Here is a 19,261-nt window from a genome sequence, read left to right as displayed (position 1 = left end):
TTTTTAAAGGGCATAATATAAACGATTCGACCGTAATTGTCAAGAAATCCTGTCATATTACGAAAACTTGTTCTTGATGATGGTTTTGAAATTATTTTTCTTGCCTGCCTTGGAAAAAACTGGCTATATTACACCTTGTCTGAATTTGAAAATAAGGAGTCCTCATTATGTCTTTAGTCAATCAAATCCTTGAAACCTGTCTTTATGCCTCTGATATTAAAAAAGCCGCAGCATTCTACCAGGTGCTTTTCGATTTAGAACCTTATGCAGTAGAAGATAACCGTTACGTTTTTTTTAGAATTGGAGAATGCATGCTCCTTTTGTTTAATCCGACTGAAACGGAAAAGGGTGGCTCGGTACCTGCTCACGGTGCAATCGGTCAGGGTCATATTGCTTTCACAATTGAACATCGGAGCCTTAACTTTTGGAGAAATCGATTGAACGATCAGAAAATCGAAATTGAACAGGAATACAATTGGCCTTCCGGGGGAAAGTCTATTTATTTTCGCGACCCTTTCATGAACTCAGTTGAATTGGCGACTTCGGATACATGGGTTTAAATAGGGTAAATTCCAGTTTTTACTTGACCTTTTTGCATTTTATCTGTATTTATTTTAAGATTTTCTGCTAATTTTGTCGATACTGTTTGGGTGCTTAGGGGATAAGAGTATTATTAAAAAATATTTCTCCGGCTCAATAAAGAATTTGACAGGAATTATTTATACCGTAGGTAGCGTTAATCTTAGCAAATCGACTTTCGAGAATTGGAACAGTCTTTGCAAAACTAATTGTTAGTGGAAGAAAATTTGAATGGAAATAACGACTAATTTTGGAGCCTTAGCATGAATTTGAGGGATCGATTAGGATTTTCAGCTATACTTATATTTACTTTATTTCTGTTTGGTAGTGATGCACTTGTTGCACGGACGAACAATTCTTCCTCGAGACTTTTTCCAACCCCGGAATCCCTTAAACCGAATGTCGAGTTTTGGAAAAATATCTACGCCAAATATTCGGAACGCGATGTTGTGATTCACGACTCGTACGATTTGAGCATTGTTTATGAAGTCGTAAACATGGATTCCTTGTTTCGAGGCATTAATGTTTCCGAGCGCCTGCAGTGGAAAAAGATTGAAAGAATTAAAAAGGGATATAAGTCTATTCTGCGCAAATTATCGAGAAAGAAAAAACTGAGAATTGAATCCCTGAGAGGCAAAGAAAGATATGTCGCCTCTCTGTTTAATGGAGAGTTGACCTCGAAACGGCTCCTTAAAGCGTCCAGAAACATCCGCGGTCAAAACGGGTTAAGAGAGCGATTCAGGCTTGGGTTACAACGCTCAGGCTTATATTTACCCTATATGAAAAAAATCTTTCAGGAAGCCAACTTACCTCTCGAGCTTTTGGCGATTCCGCACGTAGAATCCTCATTTAATTATAAAGCTTACTCAAAATTCGGCGCGGCGGGTATTTGGCAGTTTACTCGTTCTACCGGGCGCAGTTACATGAAAATTAATTACGAAGTCGACGAGCGTCTCGATCCCATTCGTGCCACGGAATCCGCAGCCTTGCATCTTAAACGGAATCACGAAAAACTCCGTTCGTGGCCCCTGGCGGTCACGGCTTACAATCATGGGCGGAATGGCATGATTAGAGCGAAGAAAAAATTTGGCGATAACATCGGTAGAATCGTTAAATACTACCGAAGCGGGAGTTTCGGGTTTGCTTCCCGGAATTTCTACTCTGAATTTTTAGCAGCGCTGCACATCACCCAAAATCACCGGGATTATTTTGGTGAAATTGAGTTTCATAAAGCAAGAGATTTCATTTCTTTTAACACGCCGCATTATATTAAAGTGAGCGATTTAACTAGTAAATTAGACATCTCTCTTAAAGAATTTGCCGAGTTTAATCCTGCTTTTCGCCCTTCAGTTATCAATTCAAAAAGACGGATTCCGAAGGATTTTCCAATTCGAGTCCCCTATCGGTCAGGCCTGGATATCCAGGCAGTTTATGCTCAGATCCCCGCGAATGTTAAGTATACCGATCAAATTCGGGCGAAATGGCACAAAGTACGGTCGGGTGAAAACCTGAGCAGGATTGCCCGTAAATACAGGGTTTCTTTGGGCGAGCTAATGGGTGCAAATAATATTCGCAATTCACATCGTATTTATGTCGGACAAAATTTGCAAATTCCGGCCGGCCGCGGTGCAAAGCAGGTCCCCATTTCTATTGTCATGGCTGAAACGTCTCAATTGGCCGAAATGCCTGATTTAAGTAAAACCGATAAAGTCTCGGTCCTTGATGTGCCGCAAACGTTTCGAGTGGTGAAATCAAATGCCTATGAAGCGGCAGACAAACCTTCTTTTGCAATGGACCCGGTAACGAGTGTTTCCCCAAAACCGAAGCGCGAGGAAAGAGTCATTAAAAAAGACAAAACGCTGACTCTGATTGAGATTAAGAAGTTAGAAAATCAAGTTGAGACGGTTGAAGAAGTTATGGCGATGGCCCTGCCCAACCACTATGTTGAGCTGACCAGGTCGATGGGGACGAGAGTTGTCAAAGCTCCTGTGGTTGAAGTACTTCATGAATCTTTCCGAGACATAGCGCTTCCCGAGAATGGTCAGGTAACCATAGAACCGGATGAAACTCTCGGACATTTTGCAGATTGGCTGGATGTACCGACTCAAACATTGCGAAGAGTCAACAGATTTTCATACGGGCAAGCCATCCAATTGGGCCAGCTGCTCTGGCTGACATTTCAAAATGTGACGCCGGAAGAGTTTCACCGCCGCCGGCTTGAATATCACCAGGGCATCGAAGAAGATTTCTACGGTAATTTTATTGTAGAGGGTCAAACAATTCATAAAGTCAGACGTGGAGAGTCGATTTGGGTGCTTTGCAACAACACTTTTGAAGTACCCTACTGGCTGCTGAAAAAACATAATCCGAATAAAGCTTTGCTGAATCTTGCAGCCGGTGACGAAATCGTCGTTCCCCTCGTCGAGGCCAGAGATTCAGGTGCTATCCTGAACAATTGAGGCATTCTTACTTTTGAATCTGAAATTGTATTTTCATTTCACATTAGCGCATCTTCTTGGGTGCGCTTTTTTTATTTGATTGTGAAGCTATCTTGAAGCTAAGTACAGGCGTCAAAAAAATCGTCCTCAATAATGGTCTAACCGTGCTCATCAAGGAAAATCACAATGCTCCGGTTGCCGCTATTTTTTCTTACGTGAAAGCAGGCTATTTTAATGAATCGGATCGCCTGGCCGGGATCTCCCATCTCATTGAACACATGTTTTTTAAAGGTACGAAGAAGAGAGGTGTCGGGCAAATTGCCCGCGAAACCAAATCCTTAGGTGGATATTTAAACGCCAGCACAATTTACGATCACACGCTTTATTACACGGTTTTACCAGGCAGGAACTTTGCTCAGGGTCTGGATATTCAAGCGGATGCTCTTATGAATTCCATCTTCGATCCGGATGAATTGCAGAAAGAAACTGAGGTGGTTATTCAGGAAGCGAAACGAAAACTGGATACACCTTCCGCAGTTGCCACGGAAAGGATGTTCGAGCTCGCTTTTGAAAAGCATCGAATGCGGCGTTGGCGAATCGGAATGGAAGACGGGTTAAGAGCATTCACTCGAGATGATTTCCTCTCTTTTTACAAAAACTTGTACCGCCCGGAAAATATTATTTTGGTGGTTGTCGGGGACATCGACACAAATGAAGTCCTGGTTGAAATTGAAAAAAAATATACTGATTTTGAAAGAGGACGTTTGGTTAAGGAAGAATCTCCACCTGAACCACAGCAAAGTCATTTTAAGTACAGTGTTGTCAAAGGAGACGTCCAGCAAGGTTATCTGAGGGTAGGCTTTCACACACCTGAAATTTTTCACGAGGATAGTTATGCTCTTGAAATTCTTGCCTTTATTCTTGGCCTCGGTCGTAGTTCCCGGTTATTTCAGGTGATTAAAGAGGAAAAAGAGCTGGTTCATTCGATTTCTGCCTATAACTTTTCTCTCAAAGATTTGGGAATTTTTGTAATCGATGCAACAGCCAAACCGGAAAAACTACGTGAAGCAGAGACCGCAATATTTTCAGAAATCGCCAAATTATGCACCCACCTCGTTACGGAAGAGGAGTTGACCAAATCGCGGAATTTGCTGGAATCTACCTTCGTATTCAGCATGGAGTCGGCCTCGGGGCAGGCGAGTATTCTTGCAAGTTATGAGGCATTGGGCGATTTTTGTTTAGCTGAAACCTATTTGAATCGACTCTACGAAGTAACTGGGGAGGATGTTCGGCGTGTTGCTGAAAGATATTTAACTCTTAAAAATTGCAGTCTTCTGGAATATGTTCCGGAACAGTTTCAGCAGGACCCAGTAAGTGCTGCCGAAATTGAAAGTGAACTTCGGCAGCATCTTTTCATCAGCAAGAGAAGCGAACCTCCTGAAAAAAGAAAGCCTGTTTTTAAGCCGGCGCTTTTTGAAATTATTTCTGCAAATAGCGGAGAGAAGGGAATTGCCCGCCACACACTTTCAAACGGACTCACGTTGCTTATAAAAGAAAGCCATCAAGTTCCGATTGTCTCGATGGGGGTTTTTGCGAAAGGCGGCCGGTCACGAGAAATTGAAGCAATTTCCGGCATCTCCGGGTTGAACGCCCGCACACTCTTGAAGGGCACCCGGAGTCGCACAGCAGCACAAATTGCAACCGAAATCGCGAGCCTCGGCGGCGGGATTTCTTTATCTAATGATCCGGATTATCTCAGCGGGACCCTGAGCATTCTTTCCAAAAACTTTGACTCGGGGTTAGATGTTTTTACAGACATCCTTACTGAACCTACTTTTCCCGAGGAAGAATTAAGTAAAGAAAAAGAGAACACAATCGCACAAATTTTACGAATCAAAGATGACATGTTTCGATATCCCATGCAGTTGTTTTATGCTGTTCTTTTTCAAGGACATCCTTACGGATGTCCTGCACAAGGCCATGAAGAAACCGTGACAGCCATTAATCGCGAAAAACTCCTCGATTGGCACGCGAGTCACTTTTTACCGGAGAATCTCGTGGTGAGCGTTGTCGGGGATGTGGATACGGATAAAATTAAGAAATTGCTTGAACAACGTCTTTGCAATGACAATTCGAGAGAAAATCCGTTCGAGATTCCCAAAGTACAAAATCTATCTAAAATTGAATCGTGCATCGAAAACCTTGACAAAAATCAGACTGCTTTGGTTTTAGGATTTTCAGGGCCTCGATATACCAACGACGATTATTACCCGTTGACCGTACTGCAAAATGTGTTATCCGGATTGGGCGGCCGATTTTTTGAAGAACTGCGCAGCCGCCAGAGCTTAGCTTATCAGGTGTCTACTTTTTTAGTATCGAGACTATATGGCGGTGCTTTCCTGGCGTACATCGCGACTTCGCCGCAAAATGAGGAGCAGGCAAAAAACGGTTTGCTTAAAGAATTTGAGAAACTCATCACTGAGCCCATTTCCGAGCAAGAATTGAAGCAGTCGATTCAGTACACCACGGGTACTCATCAAATCGGTTTGGAAACCTGCCGCGCACAAATGGTGCAATTCGCCCATAATGAAATGCTGGGCAAAGGCTTTGAAGAAGTAGAGCGTTTTAAAGCGAAGATCGAAAAAGTGACGGCAGACAATATTTTAGAAGTGGCTCGAAAATACTTCGATTTGAATCGGTATGCAGTTGGGATGGTTCGTGGGAAAAAAAGTTAGGCTTGCTTCAATAGTAGAGCCCGTAAGCGTTGCGGCTGCCCAAAAATAAGGATGTGGGAAATCGTAAATTGGATTATTTTTCAACAGGTTGATCATATTGAGTTGGGCCTGACGCAATGCTTCGGCTTTATCATGTCCGAAATTCAACCAGTTTTCAAAAAAATTAATCTGGATCAAAAGGACTATATGGACATGCGGAATCACCAGGCTTGTCATCAAAATCTGCCAAAACATTGAGGTTGATTGAATTCATATCAGTTTCGTTTTTTCATAGTTGTTATGATAATCTAATATTAAATGACAATTTCTACCAGTTTTTTGTCTCAAAAAAGTAAAAATAATTAAAATATTAGAGTATCTCTATTTTGCATTATACCAACCATGTAAAAAAGTATATCTTTTTGTCTCAAAGTGAAAAGAAATCGCCCACTTTCGGACGAAGTGTCTGCTAACTGAACTTAAATTACCCATCCCGTAAATCAGGTAACTTATGCCATCTTCAAGAAAAATTGCGACTTAGAAGAAAATTTGTGTATAGATTTTTTTTAATTTAGTTGGTATATTTTTTGCAGAAATGATTTATGAAAATTGAAAGGTTAATTATAATGAAAATAAAACCCATCAGATTTGAGGTGGCTATCATGAACGAGGAAAAATTTAAACAATCAGATTATATGGCGCTGCAGTTGATGGAAATCGAAAGTTTCAGAAGAAGCCTGTCACATGAGAGTGTCGAGCCTATTACTTTTCAAGAAGCGGTCATGCTTTGGGTTTCCGGGGGTCTTGCTGATGAATTCAAATCTGAATATCCAGTAAGACGGGACCGAGTTGAACCTGCCTTAGCGTAGAGGAGACAGCCATGCAAGCAAATGAGAGCCGCCACCGGGAAATGAATGCTAGTCCTTGCAGGGAAATCGAGAAGATGATGAATAAGCATGCGGATCGCAAAAAACGGCACATTGAATTTATTGAAGGATTGTCAACTTACTTAGCAGATGGATTTCTTGGTTGCCAATTATCCGTGGAGCCATATGGAAATCTGACCCAAAAAGCGGCTTAGGCGAGCGTCTCGTGTGTACCTCCATTTAATGTAAAAGAAGTCGTTTGAATTTTTTTCGAACGACTTCTTTTTTTGACGGCAACATTAGCGAAAAACTCATCCATGGGAATAAAATTGATTATAGGCAGGTATATTTGACAGGATTTCGATTGTAAGTTTGGAATAAAGTAGTGGACTAATCAGTTTTTTTGAAGTACATTAATTTTTCAAATATTTTAAGGAGGATTTAAGATGCAAACAAATATATCCCGGAATTTAAAAGTGAATGCCATTTCAAGGATCGATGGGTGGATTTACTTTCTCCGGTTATTGCCTGTACTTGCGTTCTTACTAATCTCGTCCAAGGCCTATGGACAATTTGGTGATTATTTTGGTTTCGGAAAAAATAAGGTTCACTACAAAAAGTTTGATTGGTCAATTATTAAGACCGAGCATTTTGATATTTATTTTTACGAAGAAGAACGGCAGGCAGCTCTGGATGCCGCTGAAATTTCTGAGCGATCTTATGCATACCTGAGCGAAATTCTCGACTATAAATTTAAGAAGAAAATTCCTCTTCTGCTCTATGCATCTCATAACGATTTTCAACAAACGAACGCTATTGGAAGTTATATTAGTGAAGGAACACAAGGTATAACCGAGTCACTAAAAGGCCGCATGATCCTGCCAATTACCGGATCCTATGGCCAATTTATTCATGTGTTGACTCACGAGATGGTTCACGCTTTTCAGTTTGATATCATGCTTTCTGATGGACCGGCTGATCTTGTCCGCCGGTTTAATCCGCCTTTGTGGTTTATCGAGGGGATGGCGGAATACCTGTCCGTGGGCATGGATAACATAACCCGAATGTGGATGCGGGATGGCGTCTTGAACAATACACTTTTATCTATTCCTGAAATGACCTATGTTTTCGATATTCGGGTCTACCGGATGGGACAGTCCATTTGGTATTATGTGGGTGAGCGGTACGGTAAGGAAGTTGTCGGACGAATTTTTAAAACGGCGCGTGCAACCGGTGACATAAATCGAGCTTATAAAGCTCATACCGGACTCGACCTGGTCGAATTATCAAAACGCTGGCAAGACGATGCCCGGACCCGCTACTTGCCGAAGAATGTACTTCTGAAAAAGCCGGGGGATGTCGCCACACCAATTTCAGACCCCTGTCAGGATTGTCAAAGCATCAGCATTGTTCCGGCCCTTTCTCCCGACGGAACCGATCTGGCTTACATTGGCTCCAAGGACTTCGCATTAAATATGCTGCTCAAAGATTTGGAAGAAGAGGATACAGTCCATAAAATCGTACGCAGCGGAACCAGCGCAAGTTATGAATCATTGAGGTATTTTAATACCTCGATGAATTGGTCTCCTGATGGCAAACAATTTTCCTTTGTCTCAAAATCGGGCAAGACCGATGCAATTTATATCGTCGATGCAGAAAGTAGAAAAGTAGTCAAAAAATTAACTTTTGATAACTTAACGGGCATGGCCGCGCCCAGTTGGTCTCCGAATGGCGATCGGCTGGTTTTTTCGGGACTTCGCGGCGGTATTTCAGATCTTTATATAGCAACAAGTGATGGAGAGGACCTGAAGCAGATAACCGATGATAGATATGCGGCCCTGCACCCGCAATGGTCTCCTGACGGGAAACAAATTGCCTTCACGACGGATATCGGCCCCGATACAAAAATAGACAGCTTGATTTTTGGTGGGTATAATATTGCTCTCTATGATATTGCAACCGGTGAGATTACCCTTTTGACGCAAACGGGTGGCAATCACATCAACCCCAATTGGAATCAAAATGGCGACGAAATAATCTTTATTTCCGATATGGACGGCATTCCAAATGTTTATTCAATGGACTTGGAGACGCGGGATTTATATCGCATAACGAATTTTATTACAGGCGTAGCCGGTATCGTAACTGAGAGCCCGGCCGTCACCATAGCTACCGAAACAGGACGGCTTGCTTTTAGTGCTTTTTCAGATGCAGGCTGGAATATTTATACACTTGATGAAGATGAATACGAAAAAGAGAAAATAGATGGCGGTATTGCAGTTGCAGTCCTGGATGCTTTGGAAGATGTAAATGACAAGTATAGAGAATATCCCCTGCCAGACAGTTCCGAGTTTTTACTGTCCGGTTACAAATCTAAATTAACTGCTGATCTAATTGTCGGCGGCGGAGCATTTGCAACCAATGTTGGGTTTGCCGGCCAAACCGCTTTCTTATTCAGTGACATGCTTGGTGACAAAAACCTGCTCATTCAGGCAGCTCTTTATGGCGACCCGCTGGAATCTACTATTATTGCGACCTATTTTAACCAGGCTCGCCGGCTGCAGTGGGCTGTTTCTGCGTTTCAATTCAGAGATGATTTTGGTGTATTTACTGCATCCAATACGGCTGAGTTCAGGAGTAGAATATTTCGGGGAATCGGGCTTGGTGTTTCACGGCCTTTTTCACCCTTTACTCGAGTTGAGTTTAATTCAAATCTATACTTTGTTGCGGAGGATATAGTAAACTTTAATTTTAATACAGGCGAAACCAGTCAAGCCGCTTCAGGCACATCAATTTTTACCAGCGTCGAGGCTGCCCTGGTTCGCGATACCGCATTTTGGGGAATTGCCGCGCCGGTCTCAGGAACTAGAGCGCGCTTTTCGGTACAGCAAAATCTTGGCGATTTACGATATTCCCTGCTTTTTGCTGACTACAGAAAATATTTCGCCATCAGTTTACCGAGGTTTTCGCTGGCCTACCGGTTATCTTCAGGCGTTACACTAGGGGAAAATGAGCGTCTGTTTTTCCTCGGTGGACCGTTTACATTTAGAGGAACCGATTTTGCTGACCTGGCATTACGAGGCACGAGGATGGCCTACCAGAATGTTGAGCTTAGATTTCCATTGTTGCCATTTTTACCCATACAATATGATTTTCTAAGCGGACTCGTGTTTTTTGACGCCGCCACTGCCTGGGGAATTCAGGGTTTTATCAATGGAAGCCCGGTGACTAGGAAATTCAGCAGAGACAACATTTTAACATCCTACGGAGTCGGATTCAGGTTTAATTTAGGCGGCCTCTTGGTGCTGAGATGGGACTTCCCATTAAAGAAAGAATCGGCTGATGGCATTAATAGAGGCACAGATGCGCCGGGCACGCATTTTTCAATTGGCTTGGATTTTTAGGAGTTTACCGAATTTTTTATCCTGCCTAACGTAGGTTTATTTTTGTATCATTTGATTTTAGAAAAAGCCCGGTTGAGCTGCCGGGCTTTTTCTATTCAAAACCATTGGGTCAGGTTAATTTCAAAATCCAAGTTAGTCTTAAATTGCAGTGTTTAATTGAGGTAGGCTATAAGAAGTGTGTGAGGTTAGAAACTTATTTTTTGAGTAAACAGCATGCCATTCTCTGCAAAACAGATCTTACTACCGATCGGGGAAAGAGTAAAGTTTTCTGCATTGATTTCTATCGTACTCATTAAGAGATGATGATTCTGATCAAATTTTAACAGAGAATGATTGCTTAAAAAGTACAGGTCGTTTGTCGCTGATAAATTAATTGTTGAGATTCCACTCGCTCCAATTACTCGAGACTCTAATAGTAGGTTTTCTTGACCTGAATCCAGATTGATCGTGGTAATTTTGTCTGCGGACGCTGAAGTGTAGATGAGCAAATTTTCACTCCTTAAGTAGGCGATTTCACGAAATTCTGACACAACCGGATGGCTAAAGATTCTTTTCCTGTGTTGTGTACTCAACTGATAACTCCATATTTCATAGCCGAGTTCATCAATGTCATCATAAGCTGCCAGAAAAAGAAGTTCATCGTTTGATTTCCAACCTAAAACAGAATTAATTCTCTCCACAACAACTAACTCGGTTAGGTAAGAGTCAGGTTCATCCAGGTTCACTATTTTGACCGTTTGAAAATAATCAGACCACGAATCCCTCTTGCCATAATTTGCATTTATGGCAATTCTGCGGCTGTCCGGTGACCACTTAAGATCCGATACTTTATAAGCCATGCCTGTTTGGTCTACAATTCTCTTGAGCCCGGAACCGTTTTTGTTGATCAGAAACAGATTCTCAATTTGATCCCAATTTTTGTTGACTTCGATTGCAGTAAAGGCGATATTCTCACTAGTTGGTGCCCAGGAGAACTTTGTAGTTATGGTGCGTTTTTCTTCACTTTCGATAATTTTTGAAATGTTACCTCCGCCGGTGCCAATGGTATAAAGACCCTCGATGCCATTCTCTTTTTTAAAAAAAGCAATCTCCCTGCCTTTAGGAGACCATTGTGGATGACTGCATTCTCTTGAGAAAGTTAGCTGCATTTTTCCTGTCTTCTCATCCAAGTCTGCCTCGGACGAATCCTCAGATGCCAAGCCCTCAGTTGTTATAAAAGCCTTTTCATATCCAAGTTCATTTATGTTTTTCAAAGCACGTGCGGCTTGGTATTCAGTGCGATATGGACCGATTCTTATTTTGAAAAATGAATCACCGGATGAAGTGCTATCGGATAAAAGGTAAGCGGGCAACTCGGATTTTCTGAGTACGTCCCTTAAATGATCAGCATTATTTTTATCTCTCAAAGCAGCAATCTGAATAGAAAAAACCGGACTTTGTTCATCAGAAATATAAACGTAAGTCGAGTCGTGTTGATAGTCTGCATTTTGAGAATCTTTGTTCTCTGAGCAGTTTCCGAGGACGACCAAGAAGATAATGCAAATAAAAAAGTACCGCTTAATATTTAACAAAATATTCATATTCTTTTTATTAGTGCAAGAAGATGTTGTTTCGGTCTTCTGCTGATACTTTAATTTTACCTGAGAGGTTTCCTTCAGCCTTCATTTTGATAGCAAAATAGGGGCCTGTTTAAAAAAGATCTTTGTTTGAGCCATTTATGGGAATTTTTCAGCCGTTCACCGACTCATTTTAACACTCGTCTAATATAAATAATTTCAAAACGAATTCTTCGTATATTAGTTGTGCAGCAGATTAGGTTCGTCCTTTTCGCTTGATTTTATGTCAGGGCGTCTTTATATTTTGTTAAATTACATTAACTTTGTAGGTCAAAAATGTCCGTAGGGCTTTTGACCTTAGGATTGCTTTATTGAAAAAGGTTTAAAATAAATCATGTCGGAAAAAAGAACAGATTCAGCTGATCTCTCAAAACTGCGAATTAATCGCGATGATGATTCGAATCCAAACCAAGCTAATTCAAAAAACAAAACTTTGATTTTTGCCGGGTTGCTTGTGGCGGGATTCATTATTGTTATCTATCTGTTCACTTCGAATTCTACCTCAACGCCTTCGTTGCAAGTTGTCACTGTGTCAACAATTTACCCCTCACAAGCTGATGCGATTTTAACGGCCAGCGGATACGTCGTCGCACAAACGCAGGCCGCTGTCGCTTCAAAAGGAACCGGCCGGCTTGAGTATTTGAATGTTGAGGAAGGAGATGAAGTTAAAGAGGGAGAGATTATCGCGCGGTTAGAGCATGATGATGTCGATGCGGAGCTGCAATGGGCTCGTGCGGACTTAGAAGTCTCAAAAGCAATCCTCAAACAAAGAGAAGCGGATCAACATGAAGCAAACCTGAATCATGAACGGCAAAAGGACTTACTTTCGAGAGGCTTAATTTCTAAATCGGAGTACGACATCGCCGAGGCGCGTTTTAAAAGTGCCGATGCCGGGGTTGCAGCCGGGAAAGCCCAGGTTGAATTGTCGAAGGCCGCAGTTGTCTCTGCTGATATCAATGTTGACAACACCAAAATCCGAGCTCCTTTCTCTGGTACGGTGCTCACCAAAAATGCCGATATCGGCGAGATGGTTGCGCCTTTTGCCGCTTCCTCAAATTCCAGGAGTGCTGTCGTCACCCTCGCGGACATGTCCTCCCTTGAAGTGGAAGCAGACGTTTCCGAGTCGAACATTCAGCGTGTTCGAGCGGGACAATCGTGTGAAATTATTTTGGATGCCTTCCCGGAAATTCGATATCCCGGTTACGTTCATAAAATCGTTCCGACCGCCGACCGCGCTAAAGCCACGGTTTTGACAAAAATTCGATTCGAAAAACTCGACGAAAAAGTTCTGCCGGAAATGAGCGCTAAAGTCAATTTTCTTTCTAAATCTTTAGAAGGAAATAACGAATCTCTGCAACCATTTACTGCGCTTCCTAAAAAAGCAATCTTGAAAAGAAACGGCATGGATGTTGTTTTTTGGGTTCGAGGCGGTTCGGTCACTGAGACTCCCGTTTCAACGGGTAGAGTATTTGGTGGACAGATTGAAATTCTCAGCGGCGTATCGAACGGCGATAAGGTTGTCCTGAACCCGAGTGAGGATTTGAAGTCGGGGGTAAAAATTAAAATTGAAGAACAAAATTAGAAATGCTCGTCATATCGGAGGAAAATTTATGCCAAACACAATCGTAAACGTTGAAAACGTAAGCAAATCATACAAACGCGGCAGCCAGCCCATTCCCGTTTTAGAAGATATTAATTTGAGTGTCCCGGAAGGCGAATTTTTGGCTCTAATGGGACCATCTGGTTCAGGGAAAACCACATTGTTAAATTTAATTGCAGGAATCGACAAACCTGACTCCGGCAAAATTAATGTCGCGGATACAGATATAGCGGGTCTTTCAGAATCGGCCCTGGCCAATTGGCGGTCGAGGCATGTCGGCTTTATATTTCAGTTTTACAATCTTATGCCGGTGCTCACGGCATTTGAAAATGTTGAGTTGCCGCTGCTTTTAACAAATCTCTCTAAAAAAAAGCGCCACGAACACGTGAAAACTGCCTTGGATATCGTTGGCTTGGCAGATCGTATGAAACACAAGCCAAGCGAACTTTCCGGCGGTCAGGAGCAGCGAGTGGCCATTGCACGAGCGGTTGTCACCGATCCAACGATTATCGTCGCGGACGAGCCAACCGGCGATTTGGACAAAGAATCAGCAGAAGAAATCCTGACGCTTTTGGAGCGCTTAAATTCTGAATTTAAGAAAACAATCATCATGGTTACTCACGATCCGCGTGCGGCTGATAAAGCGCACACGATCAGGCAGTTGGAGAAAGGGGTTTTGGAAGAGACAAATCATAAGTAAATTTAGAACGATGTCATCGTTTTTAAGCGATGGCATTGGGTATATATCCGGAGGCCACATGAAAATCATAAAATTAGTTTTAAAAAACACCCTGCGCCACAAACTGCGGTCGCTTCTCACTGCTATTGGGATCGCGGTCGCTATTTTTGCATTTGCTCTGTTGAGAACCGTTATCGATGCCTATTTTGTTGGAGTCGAAGCGTCGTCGGATACGAGATTGGTTACGCAAAACGCTGTATCTTTAACCTTTTCATTACCGCTATCATACAAGGAAAAAATTGCCAAGATTCCCGGCGTCGAAAATATCTGCAGCGGATTCTGGTTTGGAGGAACCTATATTGATCAAAAGAATTTTTTTGCAAGGTTCGCCATTGATCCGGAACCCTTTTTAGAATTATATCCGGAATATGTCCTCCCCGAATCGGAGAGAGAGTCTTTCATTAAAGAAAGAAATTCCTGTATTGTCGGAAGAAAGCTTGCCAACAAATACGGCTGGGAAGTGGGGGACACCTTTCGGTTGATCGGCGATATTTTCCCCGGGGATTGGGATTTTGTAGTTCGAGGAATTTATGACGGAGCCATTCGCGCGGCAGATGAAACCCAGATGTTTTTCCATTGGAAGTATATCGATGAACGATTAAATCAAACCTCACCGGGCCGTTCCGGTCAAGCGGGGTGGTATTACATTGGCATCTCGAGCCCTGAACTCGCAGGGGAAATCTCAGAAGCGATAGATTCTATGTTTGACAATTCCGTTGCTGAAACAAAGACTGAGACCGAAAAACAGTTTCAATTGAGCTTTGTCTCCATGGTGAGTACCATAATAACCGCCATCAGAGTCATTTCTGTGGTGGTGATTGCGATTATTTTACTGGTCCTTGCCAATACCATGGCCATGACCGCCCGTGAACGTATTTCTGAATATGCTGTTCTTAAAACATTGGGATTTAGGCCCAAACATTTGGTTGGGTTAATCTTCGGGGAATCTTCCCTGATTGCTATCTTCGGCGGCATCCTTGGTATTCTTATTACGCTGTGGATGGTGCCGGCATTTTATGGCGTCTTGAAGCAATTTAATATGGAAGGATTTTTCCCGGTTTTTGAAATATCAAAAACGACATTTGTGTTTTGCGCTATCGCCGCATTAGCGGTTGGGATCATCGCTGCTCTATTTCCAACTCTCAAAGCCGTGCAAATGAAAATATCCGATGGGTTAAGGCAAATTGGTTAGAATTCACCGTAAAGAGAGAAAGAGTTGATATGAAAATTCCAATTATGTACAATTTGAGAAACCTGGTTGCCAGAAAGGTGACGACTCTGCTAACTGTTCTTGGTATCGGTCTGGTGGTTTTTGTGTTTGCTGCTGTTCTCATGTTAGCAAGAGGCTTTCGTGAGACTTTGATGAGTTCGGGCGACCCCAGCAATGTCATTGTTCTCAGAAAAGCCGCTACCTCGGAAATGTCAAGCTCTATCTCGCGCAATCAAGCTAATATTTTGAAGACACAGCCTGAAGTGGTGGTGCTTGACAACGGCAAACCGCTGGTTTCCGGAGAGGTTGTTGTTGTCAATAATTTGGCTAAGCGTTCTGATGGTCAAACAACGAACGTGACTGTTCGCGGGGTTTCCCAGGAATCACTGACCCTGCGTTCGAAAGTAAAGATTGTTGAGGGCAGAATGTTGCGCGCCGGCACTTCCGAAATCATTACCGGCAAAGGAGCGGCTGAAAAATTCAAAGGCTGCGGTCTCGGTGAATCCGTTGAAATGGGAAACCGTGAGTGGACAGTGGTCGGGGTTTTCGAAGCCGGCGGCTCCAGTTTTGAATCCGAAATCTGGGGCGACGTTGAGCAACTTATGCAGGCCTTTCGCAGGCCCGTATTTTCAACTATGACAATGAAATTGAAAGATCCGACTCAATTTGCCTCCATGAAAGAAAGGATTGAAAAGGATCCACAGTTGACCGTCGATGTAAAACGTGAAATAGACTTTTATGAAGAACAATCCCAGAACCTCGGTCTGTTTATTCAGATTCTCGGAATTTTTGTCACGGTTGTTTTTAGCTTTGGCGCCATGGCTGGCGCGGTAATTACCATGTACTCCGCGGTTGCCAATCGCGCCTCGGAAATCGGTACCCTGCGCGCGCTCGGTTTTAAACGCAGAAACATTCTTGCCTCTTTTATGATCGAGTGCATTTTGATTTCACTGATTGGCGGGGCGCTGGGGATCTTTTTTGCATCGTTCTTGCAATTTATAGATATTTCTACAACTAACTGGCAATCCTTCTCTGAAGTTGTTTTTGGATTTAATCTTTCTGCAGGGATTATTATTGGTTCTTTAATCTTTTCAGTCGTAATGGGCCTGATTGGTGGCCTTGCACCGGCTGTAAGTGCAGCGAAGATGCAAGTTGTGGATGCTTTGAGGGCGGCATAAAATAAAAACAGCTCGCTTGCGATATAAAATCAGGCAAAGGATTTATTTGGTTTCGGGAGGTATGTTAAGTATTTTACTTGACCCCTTGAGTAGGTGGAACCACTGAGAGCTGCCCATATTTCAAAAGAAGCTTATCAAAAAAAATACACCCCGGATTTAATGAACCCAATTGTTTCATTTAGAAGAGGAGCTAGTCATGCTGAGTTTACGTCTACTATTAAGCCTGGTACTGGTATTGATGTTGTCAGGAATTTTTTACACAAAGTCCGCGAGCAACGCCATGATGCCTGATCCAGGGTCTGGAGTTGAGTCCGCTGAAAGTAATCCATTCTTTGTCGAAAGCACGCTTTATTTCAAGCTGCCGCCTTTTGACCAAATCAAGAACTCGGATTATGTACCTGCTTTTGAGCGCGGCATGGCGGAACAACAGGCAGAAATCGAAGCCATCGCCAATCAAGCAGATGCACCGACCCTGGAGAACACGCTCATTGCCATGGAGCGCTCCGGGCAGATGCTTCAACGAGTTTCTGCGGTTTTTTCTAGTCTAACATCTGCCCACACTAATGACTCCCTGGAGGCTATTCGCAGCGAAATGGCGCCCAGGCTGTCGGCCCACCGGGATCAGATCTTGCTCAACGGCAAGTTGTTTGAACACGTGAAGACACTTTACGAGCAGCGTAAGGGTCTGGATATTGATGCTGAGTCGCTGCGTTTAATCGAACGGTATTATTCTGATTTTATACGCGCCGGCGCTCAATTGTCCGACGCTCACAAAGAACGCTTAAAAACCTTAAACGCCGAACTGGCCAAGTTGCAGACAACGTTTAGCCAGAACGTGTTGAAGGAGGTCAATGACCTGGCGATTGTCGTGGATACGGTGGAGGAGCTTGTCGGCTTGTCAGACGACGCTATTGCCGCAGCAGCTGAAGAAGCAAAAGCCCGCGATCTTGAAGGTAAATACGTCATTGCGCTCAGAAATACCAGCGGGCAGCCACCCCTATCTTCCCTGGAAAACCGGGCATTGCGCGAGCGAATTCATAAAATATCTCTGTCCCGTGGCAGCCGCGGCGGGGAGTTCGATAACAGCGCTGTGGTAACCAAAGTAGTAAAACTGCGCGCCGAACGCGCCCAGTTGTTAGGATATGCAAACCATGCGGCCTATCGCCTGGAAAACCAGACTGCCCGCACAGCTGAGGCTGTGAATCAGCGTTTGGCCACCTTAGCCCCCGCAGCCGTAGCTAACGCAAAACGGGAAGCGGCGGACCTGCAGAAGATGATCGCCGCCGATGGCCACGATTTCGAATTAGCCTCATGGGATTGGGCCTACTATGCAGAAAAGGTGCGCAAAGCCCGCTACGATTTTGACGACTCGCAATTGCGCCCCTATTTTGAACTGGACAATGTCCTTCAGAAAGGGGTGTTCTATGCGGCAAACCGGCTCTATGGTCTGACCTTCAAAGAGCGTACCGATCTGCCGGTTTACCATCCGGATGTTCGCGTGTTTGAAGTTTCTGATGCCGACGGCACAACGCTGGCCCTGTTCCTTGGCGACTATTATGCGCGTTCGTCCAAGCGCGGCGGCGCCTGGATGAATTCTTATGTCAAGCAGTCAGATTTGTTGAATACCAAACCGGTTATCGCCAATCACCAGAATGTTTCAAAGCCGCCGGAGGGCGAACCCGCTCTCATGACCTTTGATGAAGTGACCACCATGTTCCACGAGTTCGGCCATGCGCTGCACGGAATGTTTTCGAACGTCCGCTATCCATATTTCGCCGGGACCTCGGTGCCGCGCGACTTCGTGGAATACCCGTCACAGGTAAATGAAATGTGGGCTATATGGCCGGAGGTTTTGAAAAATTATGCCGTGCATCATGAAACCGGAGAGCCGATGCCGACAGAATTGTTGGACAAAGTTCTGGCGACACAAAAATTCAATCAGGGCTTCGCCACTACCGAATACCTGGCCGCTTCGCTGCTTGATCAGGCCTGGCATCAGATAACACCGGACCAGGTGCCGGACGGCGATGGCCTGCTCGCATTCGAAGCCCGCGCGCTCGAAACGGCGGGTGTGGCGCTGGATGCCATACCGCCGCGCTACCGCAGTACTTATTTCTCGCACATCATTGGTGGCTATTCCGCCGGCTACTACTCCTACATCTGGAGCGAGGTACTGGACGCGGATACTGTTGAGTGGTTTAAGGAAAACGGCGGCCTGAACCGAGAAAACGGCGACCATTTCCGCAAAACCCTTCTCTCCCGTGGCGGCAGCGAAGACGCCATGACGATTTTCAAGACCTTTCGCGGTGCGGAGCCGAACATCCAGCCGCTGCTGGAACGTCGTGGGCTGCTGGATCGCCGTGATCTGAATTGATGAAAATAACAAACACGTAGGGGCGCCCCTTTGTGGGCGCCCACGGTTTCGCGAAAAATGAAAGGCAGGCACTTAGGTCTGCCCTTACTTGGTAAAATTGTTTTTCCAGGCCGAATTCATTAATTATTTACAAGCCGATAAAACGGGCTGACGATTCACCCCGTGAGATATTCTTACATTTATTGCAGCAACATATTCTAAACCGGAATCCTATCTCACGGGGTAAAGTAACCCGGAAAATTGGCAATAGATTGATGATCGGCAAAACCATACTCCATTACAAAATCCTCGAAAACTCGGCGAAGGCGGCATGGGCGTCGTCTACTAGGTCGATGACACCAAACTCGAGCGTACCGTTGCCATCAATTCCTTACCGCGTCAAAAATTAAATATGCGCAACAATATTAAAAGTCAACCCGTTCCCGCCGAAACAGAAGCATGGCCTCTTAGTCCAAATAATGAAGGAGCATCGTAGTGCAGGTTATCGCAGTTAGCGATACAGATACATTCATTTCTGAAATCGTCACTTCCACAACTGAAGTG

General features: G+C 43.9%; 13 protein-coding genes. 11 read left to right on the top strand and 2 right to left on the bottom strand.

Annotation, left to right across the window (positions count from 1 at the left end):
* Positions 1-167: 167 nt before the first annotated feature.
* The 3 genes from IH879_01355 to IH879_01345 all read left to right on the top strand — a co-directional run bounded on the left by IH879_01355 (position 168) and on the right by IH879_01345 (position 5,752).
* Positions 168-560 carry a VOC family protein gene (locus tag IH879_01355; protein ID MCH7673582.1) on the top strand — a complete coding sequence of 131 codons (393 nt, stop codon included), beginning with the start codon at positions 168-170 and terminating at the stop codon, positions 558-560.
* Between the two features lie 282 nt (positions 561-842).
* Positions 843-3,038: a transglycosylase SLT domain-containing protein gene (locus tag IH879_01350; GenBank protein MCH7673581.1), complete on the top strand. Its 2,196-nt coding sequence runs from the start codon at positions 843-845 to the stop codon at positions 3,036-3,038.
* Positions 3,039-3,130: 92 nt separating this feature from the next.
* On the top strand, positions 3,131-5,752 hold the full coding sequence (locus tag IH879_01345; protein MCH7673580.1) for an insulinase family protein: 2,622 nt from the start codon (positions 3,131-3,133) through the stop codon (positions 5,750-5,752).
* Here IH879_01345 and IH879_01340 read toward each other — a convergent pair.
* Positions 5,681-5,986 (bottom strand): CHAT domain-containing protein, encoded by a 306-nt coding sequence (locus tag IH879_01340; GenBank protein MCH7673579.1) that lies wholly within the window; start codon positions 5,984-5,986, stop codon positions 5,681-5,683. The genes IH879_01345 and IH879_01340 overlap by 72 nt on opposite strands.
* 371 nt (positions 5,987-6,357) lie before the next feature.
* Between IH879_01340 and IH879_01335 the strand changes: the two genes are divergently transcribed.
* The 3 genes from IH879_01335 (at position 6,358) to IH879_01325 (ending at position 10,001) form a co-directional block, all read left to right on the top strand.
* Positions 6,358-6,600, top strand: coding sequence for a hypothetical protein (locus tag IH879_01335; GenBank protein MCH7673578.1), 243 nt, complete (start codon positions 6,358-6,360; stop codon positions 6,598-6,600).
* Between the two features lie 11 nt (positions 6,601-6,611).
* Positions 6,612-6,812: a hypothetical protein gene (locus IH879_01330; protein ID MCH7673577.1), complete on the top strand. Its 201-nt coding sequence runs from the start codon at positions 6,612-6,614 to the stop codon at positions 6,810-6,812.
* A gap of 231 nt (positions 6,813-7,043) precedes the next feature.
* Complete coding sequence (locus tag IH879_01325) at positions 7,044-10,001, top strand: PD40 domain-containing protein (protein ID MCH7673576.1); 2,958 nt, start codon at positions 7,044-7,046, stop codon at positions 9,999-10,001.
* A gap of 185 nt (positions 10,002-10,186) precedes the next feature.
* Here the strand turns inward: IH879_01325 and IH879_01320 are convergent, their stop codons facing one another.
* Positions 10,187-11,581 (bottom strand): SPOR domain-containing protein, encoded by a 1,395-nt coding sequence (locus IH879_01320; protein ID MCH7673575.1) that lies wholly within the window; start codon positions 11,579-11,581, stop codon positions 10,187-10,189.
* A gap of 370 nt (positions 11,582-11,951) precedes the next feature.
* On the opposite strand from IH879_01320, the gene IH879_01315 reads away from it, so the two are divergent.
* From IH879_01315 to IH879_01295, 5 genes are all read left to right on the top strand, one after another.
* Positions 11,952-13,199, top strand: coding sequence for an efflux RND transporter periplasmic adaptor subunit (locus tag IH879_01315; GenBank protein ID MCH7673574.1), 1,248 nt, complete (start codon positions 11,952-11,954; stop codon positions 13,197-13,199).
* A gap of 28 nt (positions 13,200-13,227) precedes the next feature.
* Entirely contained in the window at positions 13,228-13,917 is a 690-nt protein-coding gene (locus tag IH879_01310; protein MCH7673573.1) for an ABC transporter ATP-binding protein, read from the top strand.
* A gap of 58 nt (positions 13,918-13,975) precedes the next feature.
* Positions 13,976-15,148, top strand: a complete 1,173-nt coding sequence (locus IH879_01305) for an FtsX-like permease family protein (protein ID MCH7673572.1) — start codon at positions 13,976-13,978, stop codon at positions 15,146-15,148.
* A gap of 29 nt (positions 15,149-15,177) precedes the next feature.
* The gene (locus tag IH879_01300; protein ID MCH7673571.1) at positions 15,178-16,344 is read left to right on the top strand and encodes an ABC transporter permease; all 1,167 of its coding nucleotides are present in this window, start codon (positions 15,178-15,180) and stop codon (positions 16,342-16,344) included.
* A 238-nt stretch (positions 16,345-16,582) separates the two neighbouring features.
* On the top strand, positions 16,583-18,718 hold the full coding sequence (locus tag IH879_01295; protein MCH7673570.1) for a M3 family metallopeptidase: 2,136 nt from the start codon (positions 16,583-16,585) through the stop codon (positions 18,716-18,718).
* The last annotated feature ends 543 nt before the right edge of the window (positions 18,719-19,261 follow it).

This window comes from candidate division KSB1 bacterium (assembly GCA_022562085.1).
In the GTDB taxonomy this organism is placed as follows: domain Bacteria; phylum Zhuqueibacterota; class Zhuqueibacteria; order Oceanimicrobiales; family Oceanimicrobiaceae; genus Oceanimicrobium.
Note: the sequence above shows the minus strand (reverse complement) of the source record. Positions and strands in the feature narration are given on the sequence as shown.